Here is an 18,583-nt window from a genome sequence, read left to right on the forward strand (position 1 = left end):
GAATTGGCCTGGCTGCATCTCAAGGATGCCGCGCCTTGGGGCTGGATTTTCTTGGGGTCGTTCGTTTGCCTGCTCGTGCTCGCCGGGATCGCCGATCTGACCCTTGGCACAAGCGGCAACGGAGAAGACTACAGCTGCCCGCGCGGGATGAGCCTCAACGACAACTGCTAGCGTTCGGCCATTGATTTCAGGGCAGGCTCTATTCCACTCAAGCCTGTGCGCTCTTCGAGATTGAAGCCGCCTTCGAGGATCCAGCGCCAATACGGCAGGGTATAGAACGGGACCATGCTCGTGGCCCGGTTCACGTCTGCTGGCATGACATCAAGATCGCCCGACAGGCCGCGTGCCGGGATGCCGAGCAACTGCGCGGCATCTGTCCCGAGCTGGAACGACGAACCGAGAAGAGAGCCGAAGGCATCGCGGTTCGCATAGCGGGATGCTGGCTGGCGAGCGTCAGCGCTGGGGTCCAGCATCCGACCACCCATTGAAGCCAGTTGATACAGACCGGGCCCGCCAAGCTTCTCCCAAGTGTTGTTGATTTCCATGCCAATGGAGAGGATGCCGGATCGGTCAAAGCCTTCTGCGATCCAAGTGCCGGCGTTGTCCGAGAGCTCTCGGCCAGATTCGCGCTGCTTGAACCAGTAGGCGGCCATGCCGAGGGTCGACATGCCAATCGTGCCCGTGACGAACGAGCCCGGCCCCTCCTGAAGGCCGCGCATCAGCACGCGCTGGTTGGAGGCGATGGCGAAGCTCTTGAACTGGAGCAGCGCACGACCGGGCGGCGTGTGGGCGAACAGCGGCACATCGGCCACGCTCTTGGTGACGATGACGCTGTCGACGTCTTTGTTGAGACCGCCGGCAAAGGCGCGGCGCGCGCCCTCATCGTCCCAACGTTCGATGCCGGGAATGTGGACGCTGCCTTCCACCTGGCCGAACTGGTCGAACTGCCTGGCGATCCGCTCGGCCATATGCTCGTCAATGCCGAGGAAGCCCATGTATCGGCGTTCGTCAGGAGCCAGCTTGGCATAGTCGCCGCCGGCCACGTTCTTGATGATACGGTTCTGCACCAGCACAGAGGCAACCGCCTTGTGCATGTCGTTCCAGAACGGCAGCAGCGTCATGCGTGAGAACGTGGCGCCCATGTTGTCGATTAGGCGCTCGAAGGGCGAGTTCATCGCGTAGGGGTCGGCAAGCTCTGCCATCGTCGCGATGCGCGACTGCAACGTGCGTTCGGTCACGGCTCCCATCAGCTTGGCATCGGCGACCGAAAGCTTGATCGCATCGAGATTGGTGATCAGCGGCGCAATGCCCTCGCTCATGTATCGGCCAAGGCCATGCACCATCGCCGGCCGCACGGCATCCGTCAGCGACGAGATCAGCACGCCGCCGAGTTGGCGCATGAAGTTGAACGTGCCGGCAGTGCGGAGGACACGGGCAAAGTTCGTGTGCTGGCTGTCGAGCTTGTATTGCCCGCGCAGCAGATCGCGCACGCCGGCCAAGTCCTCGACGTCGCTCTTCTCCTGCTTGGTAAGCCGTTCGAGCGCCTTGGTCTTACCGGCCTCATCCATATCGGACGCCTGCACCTCTTCGCGCAGCATCCGGTAATCATCCTCCAGCCGGCTCAACTGGCCTTGCAGGGTGGGCTTGCCGGGCCCGCCGAGGCGCTTGTCCATGCGCGTCAGTTCGACGTCGGCCGCCATGACCCGCGCATAGCGGCGCCCGATCAACTCGATGTCGTGCTCAAGGAAGTCTTCGACGAGGTGATCGGGAATGTTGAAGGTACGTTCCTTCAGCGGCCCGCGCGCCGACATGGTCATGTCATAGGACGGCATGCCCTGATTGGCGCGACCGGTGAGTTGCGAGAAGATGTCGTCGACGATCCCCTTCACATAGTCGGCCCTATCGTCTGGGGACAGGAATTCAGGGATTTCCTGTTTGACGACCGGCACCATCGGTTCGAGCTTGTCGGCCTTCAGCTTGAGCCCGGCGATGCTGGCCTGCATGCGGTCGAGATCCACCGACTTGGCAGCGAGTTCGGCAAGGATGCTGTCGTTCGCCTGGCCTTCCGCCTCCATACGCTTCAGCGCATCGACACGCTTGCGCAGGGAGCGTTCGGAGAGCTTCGCCTTGAACAGGTCGCGCTTGGTGCTGGCATAGTCGACGACCAGGCTGACACGAGGTGAGGCGTTGGCGAGGTCGCGCACGGCATCAAGCTCGAGTTCCAGATTAGTCAGGCCTTCGCTGAGCGTGCGGGCGTCCATTGCCGAGATGTCGCGCTCGTTGATGATCTTGTCGCTGGCCGTGTCAAATTCGCCCAACTCGCGTTCCAGCCGCGAAATCCGGCTGTCCAGCCCTTCGAGGTTGCCCTCGGCGCCCATGACACGGTCGATGAAGTCGCGAACCTCCTTGACCGATACATTCGGCGACAGGCCCACGTCTTCCAGCCACTTCGCTGCCGTCTTGTCGAGATTGTCGAGCAGTTCGGCCGCAGCCTCTTCGTCCGCCGTGCGCAGCGGTGCGCCGCCAAGTTCTTCGCGGATCGCCTCCATGATCGCGCGCGGGTCGACATAGTCGGAGCCGTCACCAGCCAGACGGTCAAACATGGCGTCTTCGGCCTGTACAAAGTTGTCGACATCACCGATGCCACCGTCCTTCTTGAATAGACCGGGATGCGTCTTCGGCGTGACGTCCATGGCGCGCAACTCGCCGTCGAGCTTGGAGCCGACGCGCACGCCGCCCTTGCCCCTGATCAGCGCCAGCACCGGGAAGCGCTCGGCGTAGGACTGCTTGCGGCCCGCAGAGCGCTCGGCCTTGCGGACTTCCTTCACGGCGTCGACCATGACGGCATTTTCGTCCATGTTCTGAAGGCGCTTCACCAGATCGGCCGGCGCGCGTGCTTTCATCACATCGAGGCGCGTCTTGCGCAGCCCTTCCAGGGAAGTGTTCTTGCGGTCGCGAATACCCCGACGCTCATTCAGCCGCTCTTCGAAGCTGTCGAGACGGTCGGTCGCCTTGGTCAGCAACCCGCGCTGCTTATCGGCATCGACAATCTTGTTGCCGATCCTGATCTCGTCAGCCTTGAATTCGAGGTGCGAAAGCTGCTCGTCGATCCACGGCTTCACTATGGCCTTGAACCGGGCTTCGCCGGCATTCAGCCGCGGCGCGTTCCAGAGACGGGTCAGATACGACGTCGCCGTCTTGACGTTCACGTCGGGCGGCAGGAGTCCGGCCTCGATAGCCTGATCCTTCAGAGGATCGAACAGCGAGGAACGCCAGGCAACCGCAGCCTTCGACACGGCGTCGTTTTCGCCGACATCGCCCCGGCGCATGGCCTTGCTGACGGCAGTCCTGAACTCTTCCCGGGTCATGTTGAAGTCGGGAGCCTTGCGCGCTTCTTCAAAGATGCCGCGCATATCGGTCAGGCCCTTGGTGAGAGCGCCACGGTCCCAGTATTTCACGGCGCTTTCGACGGCGAGGTTGCCTTCGCCGCGCACGTTCTTTTCGAGATAGAAGCCGGTTTCCGCCATGTCGGCCATGATCGATCGATGCACGGCAGACGGGCTATGCGCAGCACGCAGCAGCGGGTTGAGCCGAGCCGTAGCCAGACCGACACCCTTGGCGCCACTGGCGATGTCGTAATCCTCCAGCACCGGTCGTTCCACGGCAGCAGCACCCGCGCTCTGACCTTCAGCGAGGCCAGATCGGAACTCGGCCATTGCCTCACCGCCGTCGTCACTGCCAGCCATCGCACGGTCGACGGTAGCGAAAGCGGCCTTGCGCTCAACAGCCGAGAACAGCGCCCCGGCACCAGATCCGAGCAATGCACCGAGCACCGCGCCTGCACCCAACGACAAGGCGCTTTCCGCCAGCGGGCGGGTTTCCTGTGTGGCCTGCAACGCCAGTTCCGAGACACCGGCACCCAGCGCGCCGGCAATGCCCGTCGAGACAGCCGAGCGCGCAATCGTCGCGCCGGTCGTGGCACCGCGCACCAGAGCGCCACCAGGGATCAGGGACGGAAGATCCACAACGGCAGCACCGAACTGTGCTGCAATCGAGGTCAGCCCCCCGGCGTCGAGGATGCGGCGGTCCTCTTGCTCCATGTCGATCTGGCCTTTCAGGGCAGTGAAGGCCTTGCGATTGAAGACGTCGGCGAAACGCTGCCAATGCGGCTCGTAGCGCGTGCCCTGAATTTCGCCCCAGAGCACATCGCCCGAAAAGCCATCCTCACGCGATGCCCGGTCAATGCCGGACATCTTGTTGTTCAGCGCGGAGCCGATGACGTTGTCCTGGCGAAAGGCCGCTCCTATCACCGACATGGTGTCAGGATCGAGTTCGGGCTCATCCGTCTGCATGTCGAGCGGACGAAAGGCGCCCAGCGCCGGGCGGTCACCGGGATACTCAATTTGCGGCATCATCACCCCACACGGCGTTGTTGATCGTGCGCTTGCGCGCCATGCCCGGGCTGTCGGGCAGTGTCATCGGATCGATGGTTGCTTCCGGTTCGGCTGGCTTCTCATCCGACTGGCGACGGATCGTGGCCGCCTCAGACCGGCCAAGCTCGCGGGCACCTTCAGCGGCTCGTGCTTTCATCCAGTCAGGACCGACGGTCTCTTCGAGCGCACGGTTGGCAGCAGCCTCGCCAGCGCTTTCGGCAGTGTTGGCCGCGTCATTGCGCCCACGCTCTGCAAGGAAGCGCTCCCTGGCCGCGCCAGAGGCCTTTGCGCTTCGATCCTTGATGGAAGCATCATCGACACCCCACGGAGCGCCGAACACCTCGCCAACCTTCACCTGATCGCCATCGCGGTACTGGTAGAACAGCCGATAGCGCGGGCGCCGGCCTGCCTCGATGTCGGCACGGGTCTTGTCGGTCGCCAGGATCGCGACATTGTCCACCTTGCGGTCGAGCTTTGCGGCGAAGTCGCCGGCCGTCTTCATGGCATCTTCGCGCAGATAGTCGAAGTTGCCGCCAATCGCCGGGTAGTGCTGCTCGGGAGGCAGGCGCATGAGGTTCGCAGAGCCTGACACGCCGCTGATGTTCCAGCGGGTCTTGAGGTCGGCAAGTGCTGCAGCCTTGGCCGCACCAGCATCGCCGCCTGTCTCGTAGAACTTCTCTTCGGCAATCTCTCGGTATTCGGCCAGCAACCCGTTGGCATGCTCGGGGATCACGCCGGCGCCTGGCTCAGAGGCGAACATGCTGGGGTCAAAGGCATCGGTGACTTCCGACAGGGTCAGAGCCTTGGCGAACTTGTCCGCTTCCGGCTTCAACACCTGCTTATTGGCCTTCACGGTTGGGTCAGTCATGCGCAGGATGCGCGCAGCGGCGTCTTCGCCGCCCATGCCCAGGTCGTTGACCATGTGCCGGAACATCGCGAGCTTGTCGCGCGCACCGGCTCCGCCCTCGAAGGCACCGAACGAGACCGGGGCCAGCGCCTCCAGAAGATCGGCCTGAGACATTGCCGCGGCGAACTGGGCCGGATCGGTCGAAGCCACGCCCTGGCGCACCTGAGCTTGAACGCTCTTGGGAATGTATCCCGTAGACCGAACGAAGGTTTCGGTGATGACCTGTGCGGTTTCAGGCGTGGATGCCTTCATCATCGCGTCGTAGGCCTTGTCGCCGTTCTTGCGCTCATCAGCATCGAAGCCGTTCACGGCCGCGCCGGGGTCTTGCGAAACCACCTTGGTGACGAGGTCGCGGACGTCGCCGTCCTCTTTCGTCTTGGTCCGCAGTGCCTTCAGGAGCGTGGCCTTGTCGCCATCGTCGATGTTGGCCATTAGGATTTGCTGATCGCTGACCACCTCGCCGGTCTCAATGCCGAGCGAGAGCGCATCCTTGAAGGCGGTGCGCTGCGCGGTGACCTGCACCTGTGCGTCGCGGTCGGCTTTCTCTTGAGCAGCAACCGCCTTGTCATAGAGGACGGTGCGGTCTTCGAACGACAGGTCGGCATATTGCGGCGCGACTTCGCCGCCCGCACCGCCCATCTTCTTGTCGGACCAAGCGCGGGTATCGGCGGCCGACTTGCCGGCGAGGAACGAATTCGCCCGCACCACGTCCTGCCCGACGATGCTGCCGATTGGAGCATTCGGGTCAGCCTTCAGAACCTGCACAGCGCCGGCCGAGCCGAGGAAATGGGCCAGATAGAGATTGCCCGGCGTGATCGCCACGCCGCGGTTGGTCAGATACTCGGCGTTGTCGCGCGTCAGCGCAGCCGTCATTTCTTTGGCCAGAGGGCCGTTGGTCTTGAGGGCGATGATCTCGGCGGCGCTCTTGCCGGCAGCGATGTCGGGCCGGTGCGCCCTGACAGTTGCCAGCCAAGTAGAGTCTATGAACTGGCCTAGCCCGGCCGCCGTGGAGTTCGGGTTTCGGGCTGACGGGTTGCCGCCGCTCTCAACGCCGATGATCTTGTTGACGACGACGTCGATTGCATCGCCCGATGAACCGACGCCGAGCCTGCTTCGTGCCTCCGGCCCGTTCTGGCGCTCGTCAATCGTCCACAGCGCTTCAGCGCGTCTCTTGCGCCACTCTCGCTTCGAAATGTCGACATCGATGGCAGAGCGCCCGGACGAGGCGGCCAGCGCATCAGCTTCAGCGTCAGCCTCCTTCCATCCATCAGGATTTTCGTTCAGCCTGCCAAGGATGACGTTCTGGCCATCGTCGACCTTGACCTTCGCAACGCGGTCCTTCTCGGCAACGGAGAAGTCCTTCGCCTTGCTCGTGATCGTGCTTTCCAGCCCGAAAAGACGCTGGTCGTATTCCGGGCGCAGCGCCTCCGGCACCGTGCCGATGAAGTCCTTCGCAGCCTTGAAGTAGCTCTCGCCCGCCGAGGTCTCAAAGCCATCAGCACCCACGGGTGCCTTGATGACGGCATCGGCGAAAGCCTTCTTCTGAGCATCCTCGAACTGCAGAAAGCGGCTGTGCGTCTCGAACTTCTGCTGATCGTCGACTTCGGCCTTGCGCTTCTTCTCGCCCGCCCGCATGCCGGCCGCCATCGACTGCATGCCCTGGCCGAGCTGCGCCACACCGCGACCGATGGCCGACGTGTCATAGGACGCGATAGGGCGGCCAGAACGACCGCTAGGCGCCGCGCCGAGTTCTTCAGCGCCGGGAAGCTTCAAAGCCATCAGTAATATCCCCCGGCATTCGCCTGTGCCCAAGAGCCGCTATACCGGCCCCGGTATTTGGTGGTGGCACCAGCGCCCCAATCCTTGGAGAATGACCCCACGCCATCCATGAGCGTGCCGGCCGCGCCGAACATGGCGCCGGTCATCGCGGCCTTGCCTTCCATGCGTGAAGCCGCTGCCTGCGCACGGCGGCCCTTGGCGCGCTCATCGCCGCCATAGCGGATCATGCCTTCCTGATAGGCGCCCTCCTGCACAACGTCCCCAGCCAGGTCGAGGACGGTCTCATCCAGCGCGCCGAGGTTGGACGACGAGGCGACGGCCTGCTGTCGTGACAAGATGAAGTCGCGCTCCTTCTTGACCTTTGCGGCCTCACGCTGCGACGCAGCCTTTTCTTCTGCCGCCTGCTGCTCAAGCTGCTGGGCTTGGTATTCGGAAGCGGACTTCTGCGCCGCGCCCGCTGCAAGTGTGCCAGCCGCCGAAACGGCAGTGCCGACCATGCCGAGGATCGCGCTTAGGCCGAGATCTGCCATGACCAGATGTCTCCTTCTTCATGCTGAAAACCGAGACGGCGGAGCCAGTTCGGGGCTGTGGGTTCGTCAGGATCGCAGCGCGCAATGATGCGCTTGTGCTGCTTCTTGGCCGTCTCGATCAGGTCGATGGCCGTCTTGTGCATCGTCTTGCGGAACGGTCGGGCTTCGTCGCGCAGATTGCAGAAGGCAATGACCTTGCCCTGTGTCAGCCAGAAGCCGGCCACGGCGACCAGCTTGCCATCGACAAAGCCGGCGATGCCCTTCACGGTCGGCAAATAGCCTTCCTGACCGTACCAGTCGGCAAGATGCTCATGAGTGAGCGGCACGATTTCGTGGGTCATGCCTTGTCGTGTGTCTCGACGGTGATCACCGCGGCTTGCAGCATGCAAGGCTTAGGTGCCGTTGCCCGCATGCAAAGCCGGCTGTCGGGCTTCCACTCACCCGGAAACGGCGTTGCCGGCTCTTCGTAGTCGGTGAAGATTTCGTCCACGTCGACAGGGCGGCCCTGGTACAGCCTTGGCAGCTTGTCCATGTTCACGAAGTCGCGGCCGAACTCGATGCCGTCATTGTGCGCCAGGCCGAGGATCACCCCGACATAGTTGACGCGCTTGATCTGGTTGAGCGCAGTTCCGGCCGCTGCCGCATAGGCCAGCTTGGTCGACTTGTAGAATGCCTCGTATTTGAGCCCGACCATGACATCGGCGTTCGTAACCGTGGACGTCATCGCTATGCCGCCGCTTGCGACCGTGTATTCGCCGCGGTACCTCCCCGCCGCCCACACCACCACCTGCCTGCCCTCAAGGTGCGACAGGCCAGTGACGTCGGTGCCGGTGACGTTCGGGATGATGACGAAGCTGTCGGCCTGCTTGTTCATCGAGCCGCCGACGCAATCCGCCTCCATCGCCATCTTTTCGAGATAGCGCTTGGTCGAGCCGTTCACCGTGCGCCGGACGCGGTAGAAGACCTGATCCTCATCCTCGCCGGGGAGCACCGACACGCTTTCGACAGCGCCGTTGTCCGCCATGCGAATGCGCGACCAGCATGTGACGTCCTCAGTCGGCTCATAGGTCAGGAGCACGACGGTTCCATCATCGAGCCAGACGTGAATGCGCGTGTCCGGCTGGCGCTGGACGGCGATGCCGACCACGTTCGCGCTTCCCGTCAGGTCAGGACAGAGAAGCGTCAGGTCGCGCGGCACGTAGTCGTAGCTGTCTGTGTCAAAGACCAGTTCGAACAGGCGCTTGCCGGAGCGCTGGGCGAAGACACCTCGGCTGTCGACTTTCGCCGCATTGGCACCCTGGCGTGACCCCTGGCTTGATGGATCGCCAGCTTGTGCGTTCTGCGGCGTCAACGGCTCATCAATGGACGTGGATTTGATCGAGAACTCCGTTCCAGGCGTTCCAACGATCAGGCGACCGAGCGACAGCATGAAGTTGATGGTGTCCACCGGACCAGCGCCAAGGGTGCGGTTCACGGGACCGGCATCACCTTCAAAGCTGGGATCGAAGTTCTCGTAATCGTCTGAGACCGACCCAATGAACCGCGTCTTGCCGGCCCACCAGATGCGGCCCTTGTGCAGGGAAACGGCGCTTGGCCAGCCTTGGCGGTCGGACCAGATGCCTTCTTGCCAGTCGTCGGTGAACTCGCCGACGGCGAAGGGCTGCAAAATCTCGATGTTGGCGCTGGTCGGGGAGCTGTAGCCAACCACCCGACAAATCCCATGCGCACCGTCGCCTCGATAGTCAATCGTGACCTCTGCGGCGCCGGACGTGTAGGCACCCGGCTTGAAGCCGACCCGATACCACTGGATGACATTGTCCAAGGTGGCGCCGGGAGCATGGGCGGTCGTGCCATTGGTTGTGAACGTGACACCAGAGACGTCGATAAAGCCTTGGTCGGGACCGTCATAGGATCGCTGAAGGGTAAGCGTGCCCGCCCAGGTCCCAGCCCGGGTGATGCTGAAGTCGTTGTCCGCTCCAACACCGTTCACGCGCCAGGCACCAGTGAAGGCGCTTTCCGCTCCAAGCTTGAACTTCTGGCTCCGGCCGCCATGAAAGAGACGGAACAAAGCCCCGACGTGCGAGGGCTTGAAAAACGGGATGTCCGACTGGAGCGTCGTATTGCCGGCGTTCGCTCCGGGCTTCAACCTCACACGAGCCGAACGGCCGATATAGAACGGGCCGCTGCTTGGCTGGTAGAGCACGAGGGACCAGCTGTCGGTTGCTCGGCGTTCGATACGTCGCTGCTGATAGCCCTTACAGGCGAGGAAGACGACGTCGGCGGACTGATCCCACCTCACATAGGGCAGATCGGCGCTGGCCCAAGGCACGTTCAGTTCCATCGTGCCGGCAGATGCAACCTGAATGGACGACACCAAGCGGTCGACGTCGCGATCACTCTGGAACTGGATCCAGAAATTGCCCGAGGGCGTGAATGCGAGACTATGCGTCCCAGTGCGCAGGGCAGTTTCGGCGATGTAGTCATCGTCACCGGACGTCGAGCCACACCGGAAGGTGACCGGGCCGCGCGTAATGGTGATGTTGAGGGCATGACGCTTGTTGGCATCGCCACCCGATATAGTGATCTGGCGCCGGCACACTGCCAATCCGCCGATGTTCACGGCATTGAGCACCAGGCCCGGGCCGCCGAAGCCCAGAGTGCCGCCGTTCGTCGAGGCATCCGTCCAACTGGCCGAGGTTGCGAAGTTGCCATTGGAAATCGTGGTCGCGACAGCCACACGCGAAACCAGAACGTCGTCGACGCGGACCCGCATCTTGCCGTCGGCGAACTCTATCAGCGCGGTATCGTCGGTTGCCGCGACGAATGGCACATCAATCGCGAAAGCGTCGTTTCGGCTTGATCCGAGGTAGCTGAAGCCAGGCCGAAGCGCCATCGAGCCGGCGGTCTTCGGCAACCAGTTCTCCATGACCTCGGCGGAGAGCCTGATGCGGTCGACGTCGACGCGGGCGAGCGCCGCCTTCGAAACGATGCCACGGTTCCAGGCAAGCAGTGGGGCGTTGGTCTTAGGCATCAGCGGCGCCCATGTTCACGTGAGCGACCGCCGCCGCGGCTGGCGACAAGGCGTCCTGTGGGCGGGAACTTGGTCACCGCCTCATTCATGGCGTCACGGTTGGAGGCGGCCTTCCAAGCCTTGTCCTTGGCCTTTTCCAGCCGGTCCATCTTCTCCATGGACCCAGTGATTTCCTCACAGGTGGCGACCGCCAGCGAGAGTTCGACATAGTTGACGAAGCTCTCCGGCCAGCGGCCGAGATCGAGCCCGAAATCTGGATCATTCGAGATGTAGCGGACGAAGATGGTGTCGACGTCGGCCAGCCAGAAGTCAGTGCGGTCATCGTACTCGAGGAGTGGCATCCGGCCATGCGCATCGACAGTCATGGCCGCTGTGCGCAACCAGTCGTCGGGCTTGTCGAAGACGAAACGATAGCCGAGCGTGCTGTCGACCGAAGGGCTGGTCTCGCCCATCCGAAAGCGCATGGCGAAGTTCCATAGCCCAGCCTCAAGGCACGCCTTCACCGTCTTCGCATAGACGAAGTCGAGCGCCCGCCGGCCCTTGCCCTCATCGGTGAGAGCGCTAAGGCGCGTCTGACCCAGGCGGATCAGCGCGCCGTTGTAGAGGCTGAGCTGGTCGGTCATGGATCAGGCCGCCAGTTTGCTGCGCTCGGCAATCCAGTCGGCCGCTTCGTCCTTGGTCTCGAAGCCGTCTTGCAGAACCTTCTTGTCGCGGATGCGCACAGCCTGCCATTTCAGCTTTGGGCCGCCCCAGCGCACTTCGTTCTCGGCAGGCTGGTCGATATTGGCCGTGTTCGACAGTGCAGTCGGTTCGATGACGAACGCCACGCGCGCGCCGCCAAAGCCACCAGCGCCGACTTCCACGACGAGGACTTCCGCGAACCACGAACGGTCGAATGCAATCACCTCGACACGGTCATCGGGGCGCAACTGGCGGGCGACATGCACCCAGTATTTCGGATCGAGCAGGCTCTCGGGCGTGTCGTCGATGCCGGCGACGATGCGATAGAGCGTGCGCTTGCTTTCGGCCAGCGCGAGGCCGTTGACATGAACGGGCATGGGAAGCTCCAGATTGAAAGGAAAAGGCGGGAGCCGAAGCCCCCGCCATCTTGGTCCGACGCTTAGTCGGTGTCGGTCGCGGTCAGCGCAGTACCGTCGGCAAGATCCACAGCCGAGGCCGTGGCGGCATTGACGAAGGACAGCGAGGTCGCCGACGTGTCGGTGTCGGTGATGATCACCATGTCACCGGCACGCATGCCGAGCTTGTAGCCGTCGCTGAAGTAGCCCGAGACGCGGACATCGGCGAGCGCATCGGCGGAGTCATACTTCCAGATGCGGCCACCGGTGATTGCCTGGGCGATCAGCTTGGGAGGGTTCGAGGTAACATAGGCCACTGGTCAGCCCTCCTTACGAGGCAACGATGGCAGAGCCATCGTGGTTGATGACGCAGACGCCGCCGTTCTGAAGGAGCTCGGAGCCCATGAAGCACGTGGTGCGTGCGTACGAGTAATCCTGCTCTTCGTCGTAGCCGACGACCGAGGCGAGAGTGTCCTTGTCGCACGCATGGCCAATGGCCGAGCGGTGGTAGACAAAGCACTTCTCGGCATTGGTGCCGACGCCGGGGACGTCCGGGTGAACCAGCCAGTTGACACCCGCCCAACGCAGAACACGCTTCAGAGGGCCACCGGCAAGCGGGGCCATGTCGACGTAGTCGCGAGAGGTGAAGGTCGTGTCACGCATGAAGTACGTGTACATGGCCGGGGAAATCAGACCCCACATGTTGTCGATTTCCTGAACCGGCACCTTGGCCAGGCCGAGGATGCCGATTGCCTTGGTGACCAGCGTCAGCGAGCCGGTCGCCGCAGCGCCCGTGTCGTTGGTGCCAGTCGCCAGTTCGGTGATGATGTCCGCGTCGATCTTGCGGTTCATCACCTTCAGCGTCGTGTCCTGCATGATGCGCTTCTGGTCGCCCTGCGAGGCGAACACGTTGAAGCTCGTCTTGCGGACCAGGTCGTGCCACTCAACCAGCGTTGCAGTCTTCTGGCTGAGGTTGTCGGCACGGGCCGGGATCAGACCGTTGACGCCGCGCGTGGATGCTTCCGCGCCGCCGCTATCGGCGACAAGGAACTCTGCAGTGTTGCCCTTGCGCACAAATTCCGTCGTCACCGACATGCGCAGCGGGCTTTCACCGGACTCGAAGCCGGCGATGTATTCCTGTCGGTACTGTTTCTGGAAAGCCGTGTCGGCCATGGTTCCAGTCCTTCAATGTGAGGGATCGGAGCCGTAGGCAGGTTGACCGCTGGTCGACGTCGCGGGTTGTCCGGATTGCTCCGGGCCGCTGTGTCGCCCTTCGGGGCTGATTTCGGGCTTGTGTTGGGAGTGCCTGAGACGGAGCCGCTAAGCGGGTTGGCCGTCGGTTGGCAGGTATCAGGCCTTGAGCTTGTCGCGGGCCGTGATCAGTTGACGATAGCGCTCCTGCGCTGCCGCATCCTTGTGCCAGGCAACGCGGTCGCTCCGCATCCTGGTTTCCATCTGTGTGATTTCCGCCTGTATCGTCTGAAGGCCAGTGCCGCCAGGCGTCAGGACGGTTGCCATGGGGTTCTCAGCGACCGCCTTGGCCGCGAAGAAGCGCAACACGGCAGGGTGATTGCCGATCTTGGAGCCATCGGCCATGCGACCGCCGAAGAGATTTCCGTAAAGCTCAGGGTCGACGCTGTCGAAGTAGGGCCGCATTGCTGCGAAGTTGCCGGCATAGTCGCCGCCCCACTCGGATTTGAGCGTGGTCTCGGCTTCCTTCCTGAAGGTCGCGTCCTGCTCGGCCTGCTGGAACTGCGCCTCTTCCTGCATGGCATAGTATTCGTCGACCATGGCCGACATATCGGCCGGCGCCACGCCGCTCTTGATCGCCCGCTCGGCAAAGGCACTGACCACGGGAAGGTCAGCTTCGCCGATCTGGCGCTTGTCGGGCAGAACGATGGCCTTGACGTAATCCTCGACCTTGTCGGGGATATTGTTCTCCTTGCGGAAGGCCGCCCATTCTTCGTCGGTTGCCTTCTCGCCGGGCTTGCCCTTCGGCTTCACGCCTTCGGATATCTTGCGCTGGGCCTCTTCCTGCGCCTGAAGCAGTGCCTCCGGTGATGCGAAGCGCTTCAGACGATCCAGGCGCTTGGCGTCATCCTTGGCCAGCTTCTCGCGCCAATCGTCGCCCCATGGGCCAGCCTGTTCGGCGGCTGGGGCCGGCTTGACCTCTTCGGTGGGAGCCGGCTCGGGGTTAGGCTGCTGCTGTGCTGCCGGGGCCGGCGAAGGCGCTGGGGCAGGCACCGGTGCGGGTGCGGGTGCAGGAGCGGGGTTTTCGGCTGATGCCGCGCCCGCTGCGAGCGTGTCTTCCGACATTGCTTATCCTTTCGGGAGGTCAGGTTTGAGATCGGAGATGGAAACGTTGATCAGCTTGACCAGTTGAAGCCCGACGTTGCGGCGCCCGGCGAGATAGTCGCTCGCATCGGGAGCGCCAGGCACGAAGGTCTCGTCATACGTGCTGGCTGCTTGGGTGATGATCCAGTTCATGCAGGCCATCTGCTGACTAGGCGTGGCATTGCCAGCAGCGACCGCCTTGACGGCTTCCGCAATGGCCACCGTGTAGACCGCTGGCGCGATGGGGTTGCGCCTCATGCGGCACCCGCCAGCGCCTTGACCATCGGAGCGGCCTTGTTGGCGACTTCGGCGGCACCACCAACGTCAGCGGCCATCGCTGCGGCCTGTTGTTCCTGCTGCATTTGCTCCACGGCGGCGGCCAGGCGCTTTTCATCGTTCAGCCAGCTTTCCGGCCAGCCGATCCGGCGCAGCATGTCCTTGACGATTTCCATGGGGTTGGCGAGCTTGGCCACGGTCGGGTCGAAACTGGCGCCGGCCGATATGATCTCCATGCCTTCCGAGAGCTTCGCCTTGAGCGTGTCGCCTTCCAGATCGGTGATCGGCGACTTGAAGGAGAACTCGACACCGGCACCTTGGAGCGACGGCGGGATTTCGTTCGCGGGGAATGCACCCAGCGACCGCATCACGGCAAACGTCTCGGAGCATAGCGGCTCGGAGTACTCAGCCTCGATTGGTCCGAAGATCGGGATTTGCGAGCGCATCTGCTGCTCGACAATCTTGCGGACCTCATAGGCCGTCTTGCCGCTGGTCTCAGGGAGGCTGATCTTGTCCAGCATGAAGCCAAGGCGCTGGCGCATGGCGAAACGTTCCGCCATGTCCTGGCCGAAAGGGAGGCCAGAGGGGTCGCTGTTGACCGGGCGCAGAGCCTCGCCCAAGCGCTCATCATATTCGGCATCGATCCAGGTGATGCCACCGGCATAGAGACCGATATCACCACGCACGGCATCGAGTGTGGCGACCATGGCAGGGTCGACCGCCTTCTCACCGGCTTCGAGCAATATCCGTTCGATTGTCTGCGACGTGCGGCCATCAGCCAGGACGATGGAGGTGAAAGGCGAGGCGCCGTACTGCGTGCCGTCGACAGAGAGGCCACGAGGAATGACATAGCCGCGGTAGGTACGCGGGATGTTCTCCAGCACCTCGCCATGATCGGGCATGACCCACAGCGACACATACGGCTGATCGGCGCGGACCTTGTAGCCGACGTCATAGGCGTTGGACGGCACCACCACATGACGCACCTTGGCCGTCGTGTAGGGGTTCTTCTCGGCATCCTTGCGGAGCGCTTCAGGCACCTTGTCGCCGAACTTGGCAACCAGATTGCTCAGGGTCGACGTATCATTCCGGTGAATGTCGGTGACGGCGCCCTTGAAGTCCTGCGACCAGGCGCAATCGCGCAGATGCCAGTTGCGATAGAACAAGTTGCGCCGGTCGGGCGCTGCACAGACCTCGACGACACCTTGGCCGAACGTCACGAAGTCGTGGTCGCCTGCCACCGTTGCCCGGTAAAGCTGTGCTCCCGTCGAGTACATGACACTGCGCTGCAGCTTGGTCGCGTATTCCAGCCAACCACGCGCATCGCCGTCCTTGTTCCTGGCATCATCCAGCGCCTTGATGCTGAAGAAGTCCTGCGGCCGCATCATCGGCTGGAACAGGTTGCCCATCTCCCGGCGATACAGAGCACCATCGGACGAGAACGAGCCCGACGCATAGTCAGCCCCCATCGTCATCGGCGACGTGAACGAAGCCCGCTCATAGTAGAAGTGCTCGGCCAACTCCTGCCACAGGCAGAGCAGGCCCACCCGTTCCGTGAACAGGCGATTGCCGTTCTCGATGACAGTCTGAATTGCAGGAGAGAGCGCCATCAGGCTTAGGCCCCGAGCTTGCCGGTCGATCCCATCAGGTTCTCAGACATGATGGTCGAGTCTCGGCCGCCACGCTGGCGCTGCTCAGCAATCTTGCGCCGACGCTCGGCCAGGATTGCGGGGTCTTCAGGATCGGGCATGCGGGTTGCAGCCTCGACCTTGGGCATTTTGGGCTTGAACAGATTGGCCATGATTGGCTCCTTTCAGAACAGCAGGGAGAAGAAGGCGACGGCGGTGGTCAGCCACGAGGCAACTGCGAGTGTCTTGGCAGCGGTCTCACCCACCTCGTTGAGTTCGAGGTCGCACAGTTCCTCGCAGACGAAGGCCAATGCGCAGGTTGCGGCCACCATCATGACCGCGAACGGCTCATTCCAAGCGATGCCGGCGGCGGCCAGGACGAGCATCAGCACTGCACCAGCGGTGTTCTGGTTCATCGTCTTCCAACCTTGTGTTTGGCATAGCCGAGGGTGACTTGAGGCAGGCGACCGCCCAGCGCTTCGGATTGCATCTTCCTGACCGCGAGCTTGTTGCCCTCCGACCAAGACATGATGACCGCATCGCCCCTGTCGGGTGATCGGCCCAGCCGCTTCTTGATCTCGGCCTTTTCTTCGATCTGCACCTTGTCCTGGCCGACTGGCTTCCAGCGCACGGCAGTCAGGTCAGCGAGCAACAAAGGGTCAGGCGGCAGTGCGATGACCGAGCCGCCTTCCTGCGACGGGTCCAGAGCCTCACGAAAGCGCCAGTGCGCTTCAGCTCGCTTATTTGCGAAGTGGAATTGGCCGTCGGCCGACCGAGCAGTTGACCCGTTCGCTCCATTGTAGGGAGCCACAGCGACACCGTTGTCCTTCAGGAAGGTGACAGCACCGCCACCGTAGCCGCCACCCACGTCGATGATGACGCCGGCACCGTCCCTGCGATGGGAGAAGACCATTGCGCCGATGCTGGGGCCGTCTGGTGTCTCCACACCCTTCTTGACCACCAGCGGGGCGAACCATGTGCCGTACCGAGCAGCAAGCGTGCTGTCGTCAGCGCCACCCTGTGCCACGTCGACGGCCAGTGCCGTCATCTTGAAGCCGCGGAACCCTTCCGAATTCCACCGCGCTTGCGCCTGCTTGATCCACTCAGCCGGGATCAACTGCCATTCGTCGTCAGCCCGTCCGGCAAGGAAGTCACCGTAGAGCAGCTGCGAGCGAAGGGGTTCAGGAAGCGATTGGAGGCGGCCGCGATAGCCTGCATCCACATACGGATTGTCATCGAGGCTTGCGGGGATGAACGTCCGCGACATCGCATCGTAGGTTTCGCCGTTGCGCTCGTATGTGCCCGGCCCATCGACCCATTCTGTCACGCTGGCGACGACGATTGCCCATCGCAGTTCGCCGGGCATCGCCCGGTTCGGATAGTTCGGATCGAGCCACGGCGCGAACTCTTCGATCATCCAGAGCCCATCGCCACCACGTGGCGGGTTTGAGCCGAGGATGACGCGGCAGCGCTGGCCTTCCCTTGTGGTGCGCAGCCAGCCGATGAGCGAGAACACCTGTTCCTTCAGGAACTCGCCGGCCTCGTCGAATGCGAGGTAGTCACGGGCGTTGCCAGCGTGCTTGCGCCAGTCGTCGGGCTGCTTCAGGCCGGCGAACTTGATCCTGCCGCCATTGTTGAGCCGCCACACGTTGTCATTGCCGCCAACGAACTCGCCATGGCCGGTGAGGATCTGGCGCGAGAACTCGATCAGGCCGTCAAGCTGGGAGGCTTCCCGCCGAAGGATGAGCCCCGACATGTGATTGTTGGCAGCACACCCGACTTCCAGAGCCGATTTGCCGCCACCTGCCTGCCCACCATAGAGCAGGATATCGGCCTTGCTTTCGAGCGCCGCTGTTTGAGGCCCAGGGTTAGGCCGAAACGGCTTGGCAAGCTCTGTCGCCGCGATCTGGACCAGTTGACCGCGATCCTCTGCAGAAAGCTTGCTGATCACAGCCTCAAGCGAACGCAGATCGAGCGCCGCTTCAGCCATCGGCCTTCAGGCCCTTGCTTAGGACGTAGGCGACTGCCTTGGCCAGTTCTCGGTCGGACGTGTCGGCCAGCGGCGTGCCGTCCGGGTTCTCATGAGCCACGCGCTCGCGGAATGCCTGCACGTCCACGTGCTTGCCGATCAGCTCCACGCGCTTGATACGGTCGGACAGCCTGATCTTGCGTACGACGCCGACCGGCTCTTTCTTGCCATCGACCGTCTCGAACTCCGTCAGGGTTTCGATGCCGGCGACGAGGCCCTTGCGCCATATCTTCGGCCATTCCTTCATGGGCTTCAGGTGGCCGTTGTCGTCGTAGAGATCAGACAGATCGGCCTCAGCCTCTTCAGCTAGGCGCGTCAGCACCCAATCGGCGTCGATCTTGGTGCGCTCGGAGCGGGCTTTCAGGCCGGCAGCGACAGCTTCACCCACCTTAGCATTTGCGAGCAGTCGAGCGCCTTCGACAGACGCGCTCTTCTCGGCATACCCAGCCCGGATAGCGGCTTGCGTCGCGTTCAGGTCGAGGACGTATTCCTCAACAAAACGCGCTTGTTTGGCGGTAAGCTCAGACATTGGTTCGCTTCAGAGCGCTCCGTTATTGGAC

At 62.9% G+C, this 18,583-nt stretch carries 17 protein-coding genes; 1 reads left to right on the plus strand and 16 read right to left on the minus strand.

The window, feature by feature from the left end; all coding sequences use genetic code 11:
* Positions 1-3: 3 nt before the first annotated feature.
* Positions 4-171 (plus strand): hypothetical protein, encoded by a 168-nt coding sequence (locus CO731_RS28590; RefSeq protein ID WP_159091560.1) that lies wholly within the window; start codon positions 4-6, stop codon positions 169-171.
* Here CO731_RS28590 and CO731_RS04150 read toward each other — a convergent pair.
* From CO731_RS04150 to CO731_RS04225, 16 genes are all read right to left on the minus strand, one after another.
* Positions 168-4,412, minus strand: coding sequence for a hypothetical protein (locus CO731_RS04150; protein ID WP_159091561.1), 4,245 nt, complete (start codon positions 4,410-4,412; stop codon positions 168-170). The two genes, CO731_RS28590 and CO731_RS04150, sit on opposite strands and share 4 nt — an antisense overlap.
* Positions 4,399-7,119: a lytic transglycosylase domain-containing protein gene (locus CO731_RS04155; RefSeq protein WP_108606069.1), complete on the minus strand. Its 2,721-nt coding sequence runs from the start codon at positions 7,117-7,119 to the stop codon at positions 4,399-4,401. Before CO731_RS04155 ends, CO731_RS04150 begins: the two co-directional genes overlap by 14 nt.
* Entirely contained in the window at positions 7,119-7,649 is a 531-nt protein-coding gene (locus CO731_RS04160; RefSeq protein WP_108609391.1) for a hypothetical protein, read from the minus strand. The genes CO731_RS04155 and CO731_RS04160 overlap by 1 nt, the downstream gene beginning before the upstream one ends.
* Positions 7,631-7,990, minus strand: coding sequence for a hypothetical protein (locus CO731_RS04165; protein ID WP_108606071.1), 360 nt, complete (start codon positions 7,988-7,990; stop codon positions 7,631-7,633). The genes CO731_RS04160 and CO731_RS04165 overlap by 19 nt, the downstream gene beginning before the upstream one ends.
* A complete protein-coding gene (locus CO731_RS04170; RefSeq protein ID WP_108606072.1) occupies positions 7,987-10,680 on the minus strand; it encodes a hypothetical protein in 2,694 nt (897 codons plus the stop codon). Before CO731_RS04170 ends, CO731_RS04165 begins: the two co-directional genes overlap by 4 nt.
* Complete coding sequence (locus CO731_RS04175; RefSeq protein WP_108606073.1) at positions 10,680-11,303, minus strand: hypothetical protein; 624 nt, start codon at positions 11,301-11,303, stop codon at positions 10,680-10,682. The genes CO731_RS04170 and CO731_RS04175 overlap by 1 nt, the downstream gene beginning before the upstream one ends.
* 3 nt (positions 11,304-11,306) lie before the next feature.
* On the minus strand, positions 11,307-11,738 hold the full coding sequence (locus CO731_RS04180; RefSeq protein ID WP_108606074.1) for a hypothetical protein: 432 nt from the start codon (positions 11,736-11,738) through the stop codon (positions 11,307-11,309).
* 62 nt (positions 11,739-11,800) lie between these two features.
* Positions 11,801-12,073 (minus strand): hypothetical protein, encoded by a 273-nt coding sequence (locus CO731_RS04185; protein WP_108606075.1) that lies wholly within the window; start codon positions 12,071-12,073, stop codon positions 11,801-11,803.
* Positions 12,074-12,086: 13 nt separating this feature from the next.
* Positions 12,087-12,929 (minus strand): phage capsid protein, encoded by an 843-nt coding sequence (locus tag CO731_RS04190; protein ID WP_108606076.1) that lies wholly within the window; start codon positions 12,927-12,929, stop codon positions 12,087-12,089.
* Between the two features lie 177 nt (positions 12,930-13,106).
* On the minus strand, positions 13,107-14,072 hold the full coding sequence (locus tag CO731_RS28975) for a hypothetical protein (protein WP_199914556.1): 966 nt from the start codon (positions 14,070-14,072) through the stop codon (positions 13,107-13,109).
* 3 nt (positions 14,073-14,075) lie between these two features.
* Positions 14,076-14,348, minus strand: a complete 273-nt coding sequence (locus CO731_RS04200; protein WP_108609398.1) for a hypothetical protein — start codon at positions 14,346-14,348, stop codon at positions 14,076-14,078.
* Positions 14,345-15,976 (minus strand): portal protein, encoded by a 1,632-nt coding sequence (locus CO731_RS04205; protein WP_108606078.1) that lies wholly within the window; start codon positions 15,974-15,976, stop codon positions 14,345-14,347. Before CO731_RS04205 ends, CO731_RS04200 begins: the two co-directional genes overlap by 4 nt.
* A gap of 5 nt (positions 15,977-15,981) precedes the next feature.
* Positions 15,982-16,167 carry a hypothetical protein gene (locus CO731_RS04210; RefSeq protein ID WP_108606079.1) on the minus strand — a complete coding sequence of 62 codons (186 nt, stop codon included), beginning with the start codon at positions 16,165-16,167 and terminating at the stop codon, positions 15,982-15,984.
* Positions 16,168-16,179: 12 nt separating this feature from the next.
* On the minus strand, positions 16,180-16,410 hold the full coding sequence (locus CO731_RS04215; protein WP_108606080.1) for a hypothetical protein: 231 nt from the start codon (positions 16,408-16,410) through the stop codon (positions 16,180-16,182).
* Positions 16,407-17,984: a terminase family protein gene (locus tag CO731_RS04220; protein ID WP_108606081.1), complete on the minus strand. Its 1,578-nt coding sequence runs from the start codon at positions 17,982-17,984 to the stop codon at positions 16,407-16,409. Before CO731_RS04220 ends, CO731_RS04215 begins: the two co-directional genes overlap by 4 nt.
* Positions 17,977-18,552, minus strand: coding sequence for a terminase small subunit (locus CO731_RS04225; protein WP_108606082.1), 576 nt, complete (start codon positions 18,550-18,552; stop codon positions 17,977-17,979). The genes CO731_RS04220 and CO731_RS04225 overlap by 8 nt, the downstream gene beginning before the upstream one ends.
* Positions 18,553-18,583: the final 31 nt, after the last annotated feature.

It is taken from the genome of Aminobacter sp. MSH1, from assembly GCF_003071665.1.
Classification (GTDB): Bacteria; Pseudomonadota; Alphaproteobacteria; order Rhizobiales; family Rhizobiaceae; genus Aminobacter; species Aminobacter niigataensis.

What these genes read in the sequence shown, in the direction of transcription:
- CO731_RS04170 (WP_108606072.1), bottom strand. Translation starts at nt 10,680, where the DNA reads ATGCCTAAGACCAACGCCCCACTGCTTGCCTGGAACCGTGGCATCGTT.
- CO731_RS04165 (WP_108606071.1), bottom strand. Translation starts at nt 7,990, where the DNA reads ATGACCCACGAAATCGTGCCGCTCACTCATGAGCATCTTGCCGACTGG.
- CO731_RS04150 (WP_159091561.1), bottom strand. Translation starts at nt 4,412, where the DNA reads ATGCCGCAAATTGAGTATCCCGGTGACCGCCCGGCGCTGGGCGCCTTT.
- CO731_RS04210 (WP_108606079.1), bottom strand. Translation starts at nt 16,167, where the DNA reads ATGGCCAATCTGTTCAAGCCCAAAATGCCCAAGGTCGAGGCTGCAACC.
- CO731_RS04205 (WP_108606078.1), bottom strand. Translation starts at nt 15,976, where the DNA reads ATGGCGCTCTCTCCTGCAATTCAGACTGTCATCGAGAACGGCAATCGC.
- CO731_RS04190 (WP_108606076.1), bottom strand. Translation starts at nt 12,929, where the DNA reads ATGGCCGACACGGCTTTCCAGAAACAGTACCGACAGGAATACATCGCC.
- CO731_RS28975 (WP_199914556.1), bottom strand. Translation starts at nt 14,072, where the DNA reads ATGTCGGAAGACACGCTCGCAGCGGGCGCGGCATCAGCCGAAAACCCC.
- CO731_RS04200 (WP_108609398.1), bottom strand. Translation starts at nt 14,348, where the DNA reads ATGAGGCGCAACCCCATCGCGCCAGCGGTCTACACGGTGGCCATTGCG.
- CO731_RS04160 (WP_108609391.1), bottom strand. Translation starts at nt 7,649, where the DNA reads ATGGCAGATCTCGGCCTAAGCGCGATCCTCGGCATGGTCGGCACTGCC.
- CO731_RS04215 (WP_108606080.1), bottom strand. Translation starts at nt 16,410, where the DNA reads ATGAACCAGAACACCGCTGGTGCAGTGCTGATGCTCGTCCTGGCCGCC.
- CO731_RS04175 (WP_108606073.1), bottom strand. Translation starts at nt 11,303, where the DNA reads ATGACCGACCAGCTCAGCCTCTACAACGGCGCGCTGATCCGCCTGGGT.
- CO731_RS04155 (WP_108606069.1), bottom strand. Translation starts at nt 7,119, where the DNA reads ATGGCTTTGAAGCTTCCCGGCGCTGAAGAACTCGGCGCGGCGCCTAGC.
- CO731_RS04180 (WP_108606074.1), bottom strand. Translation starts at nt 11,738, where the DNA reads ATGCCCGTTCATGTCAACGGCCTCGCGCTGGCCGAAAGCAAGCGCACG.
- CO731_RS04225 (WP_108606082.1), bottom strand. Translation starts at nt 18,552, where the DNA reads ATGTCTGAGCTTACCGCCAAACAAGCGCGTTTTGTTGAGGAATACGTC.
- CO731_RS04220 (WP_108606081.1), bottom strand. Translation starts at nt 17,984, where the DNA reads ATGGCTGAAGCGGCGCTCGATCTGCGTTCGCTTGAGGCTGTGATCAGC.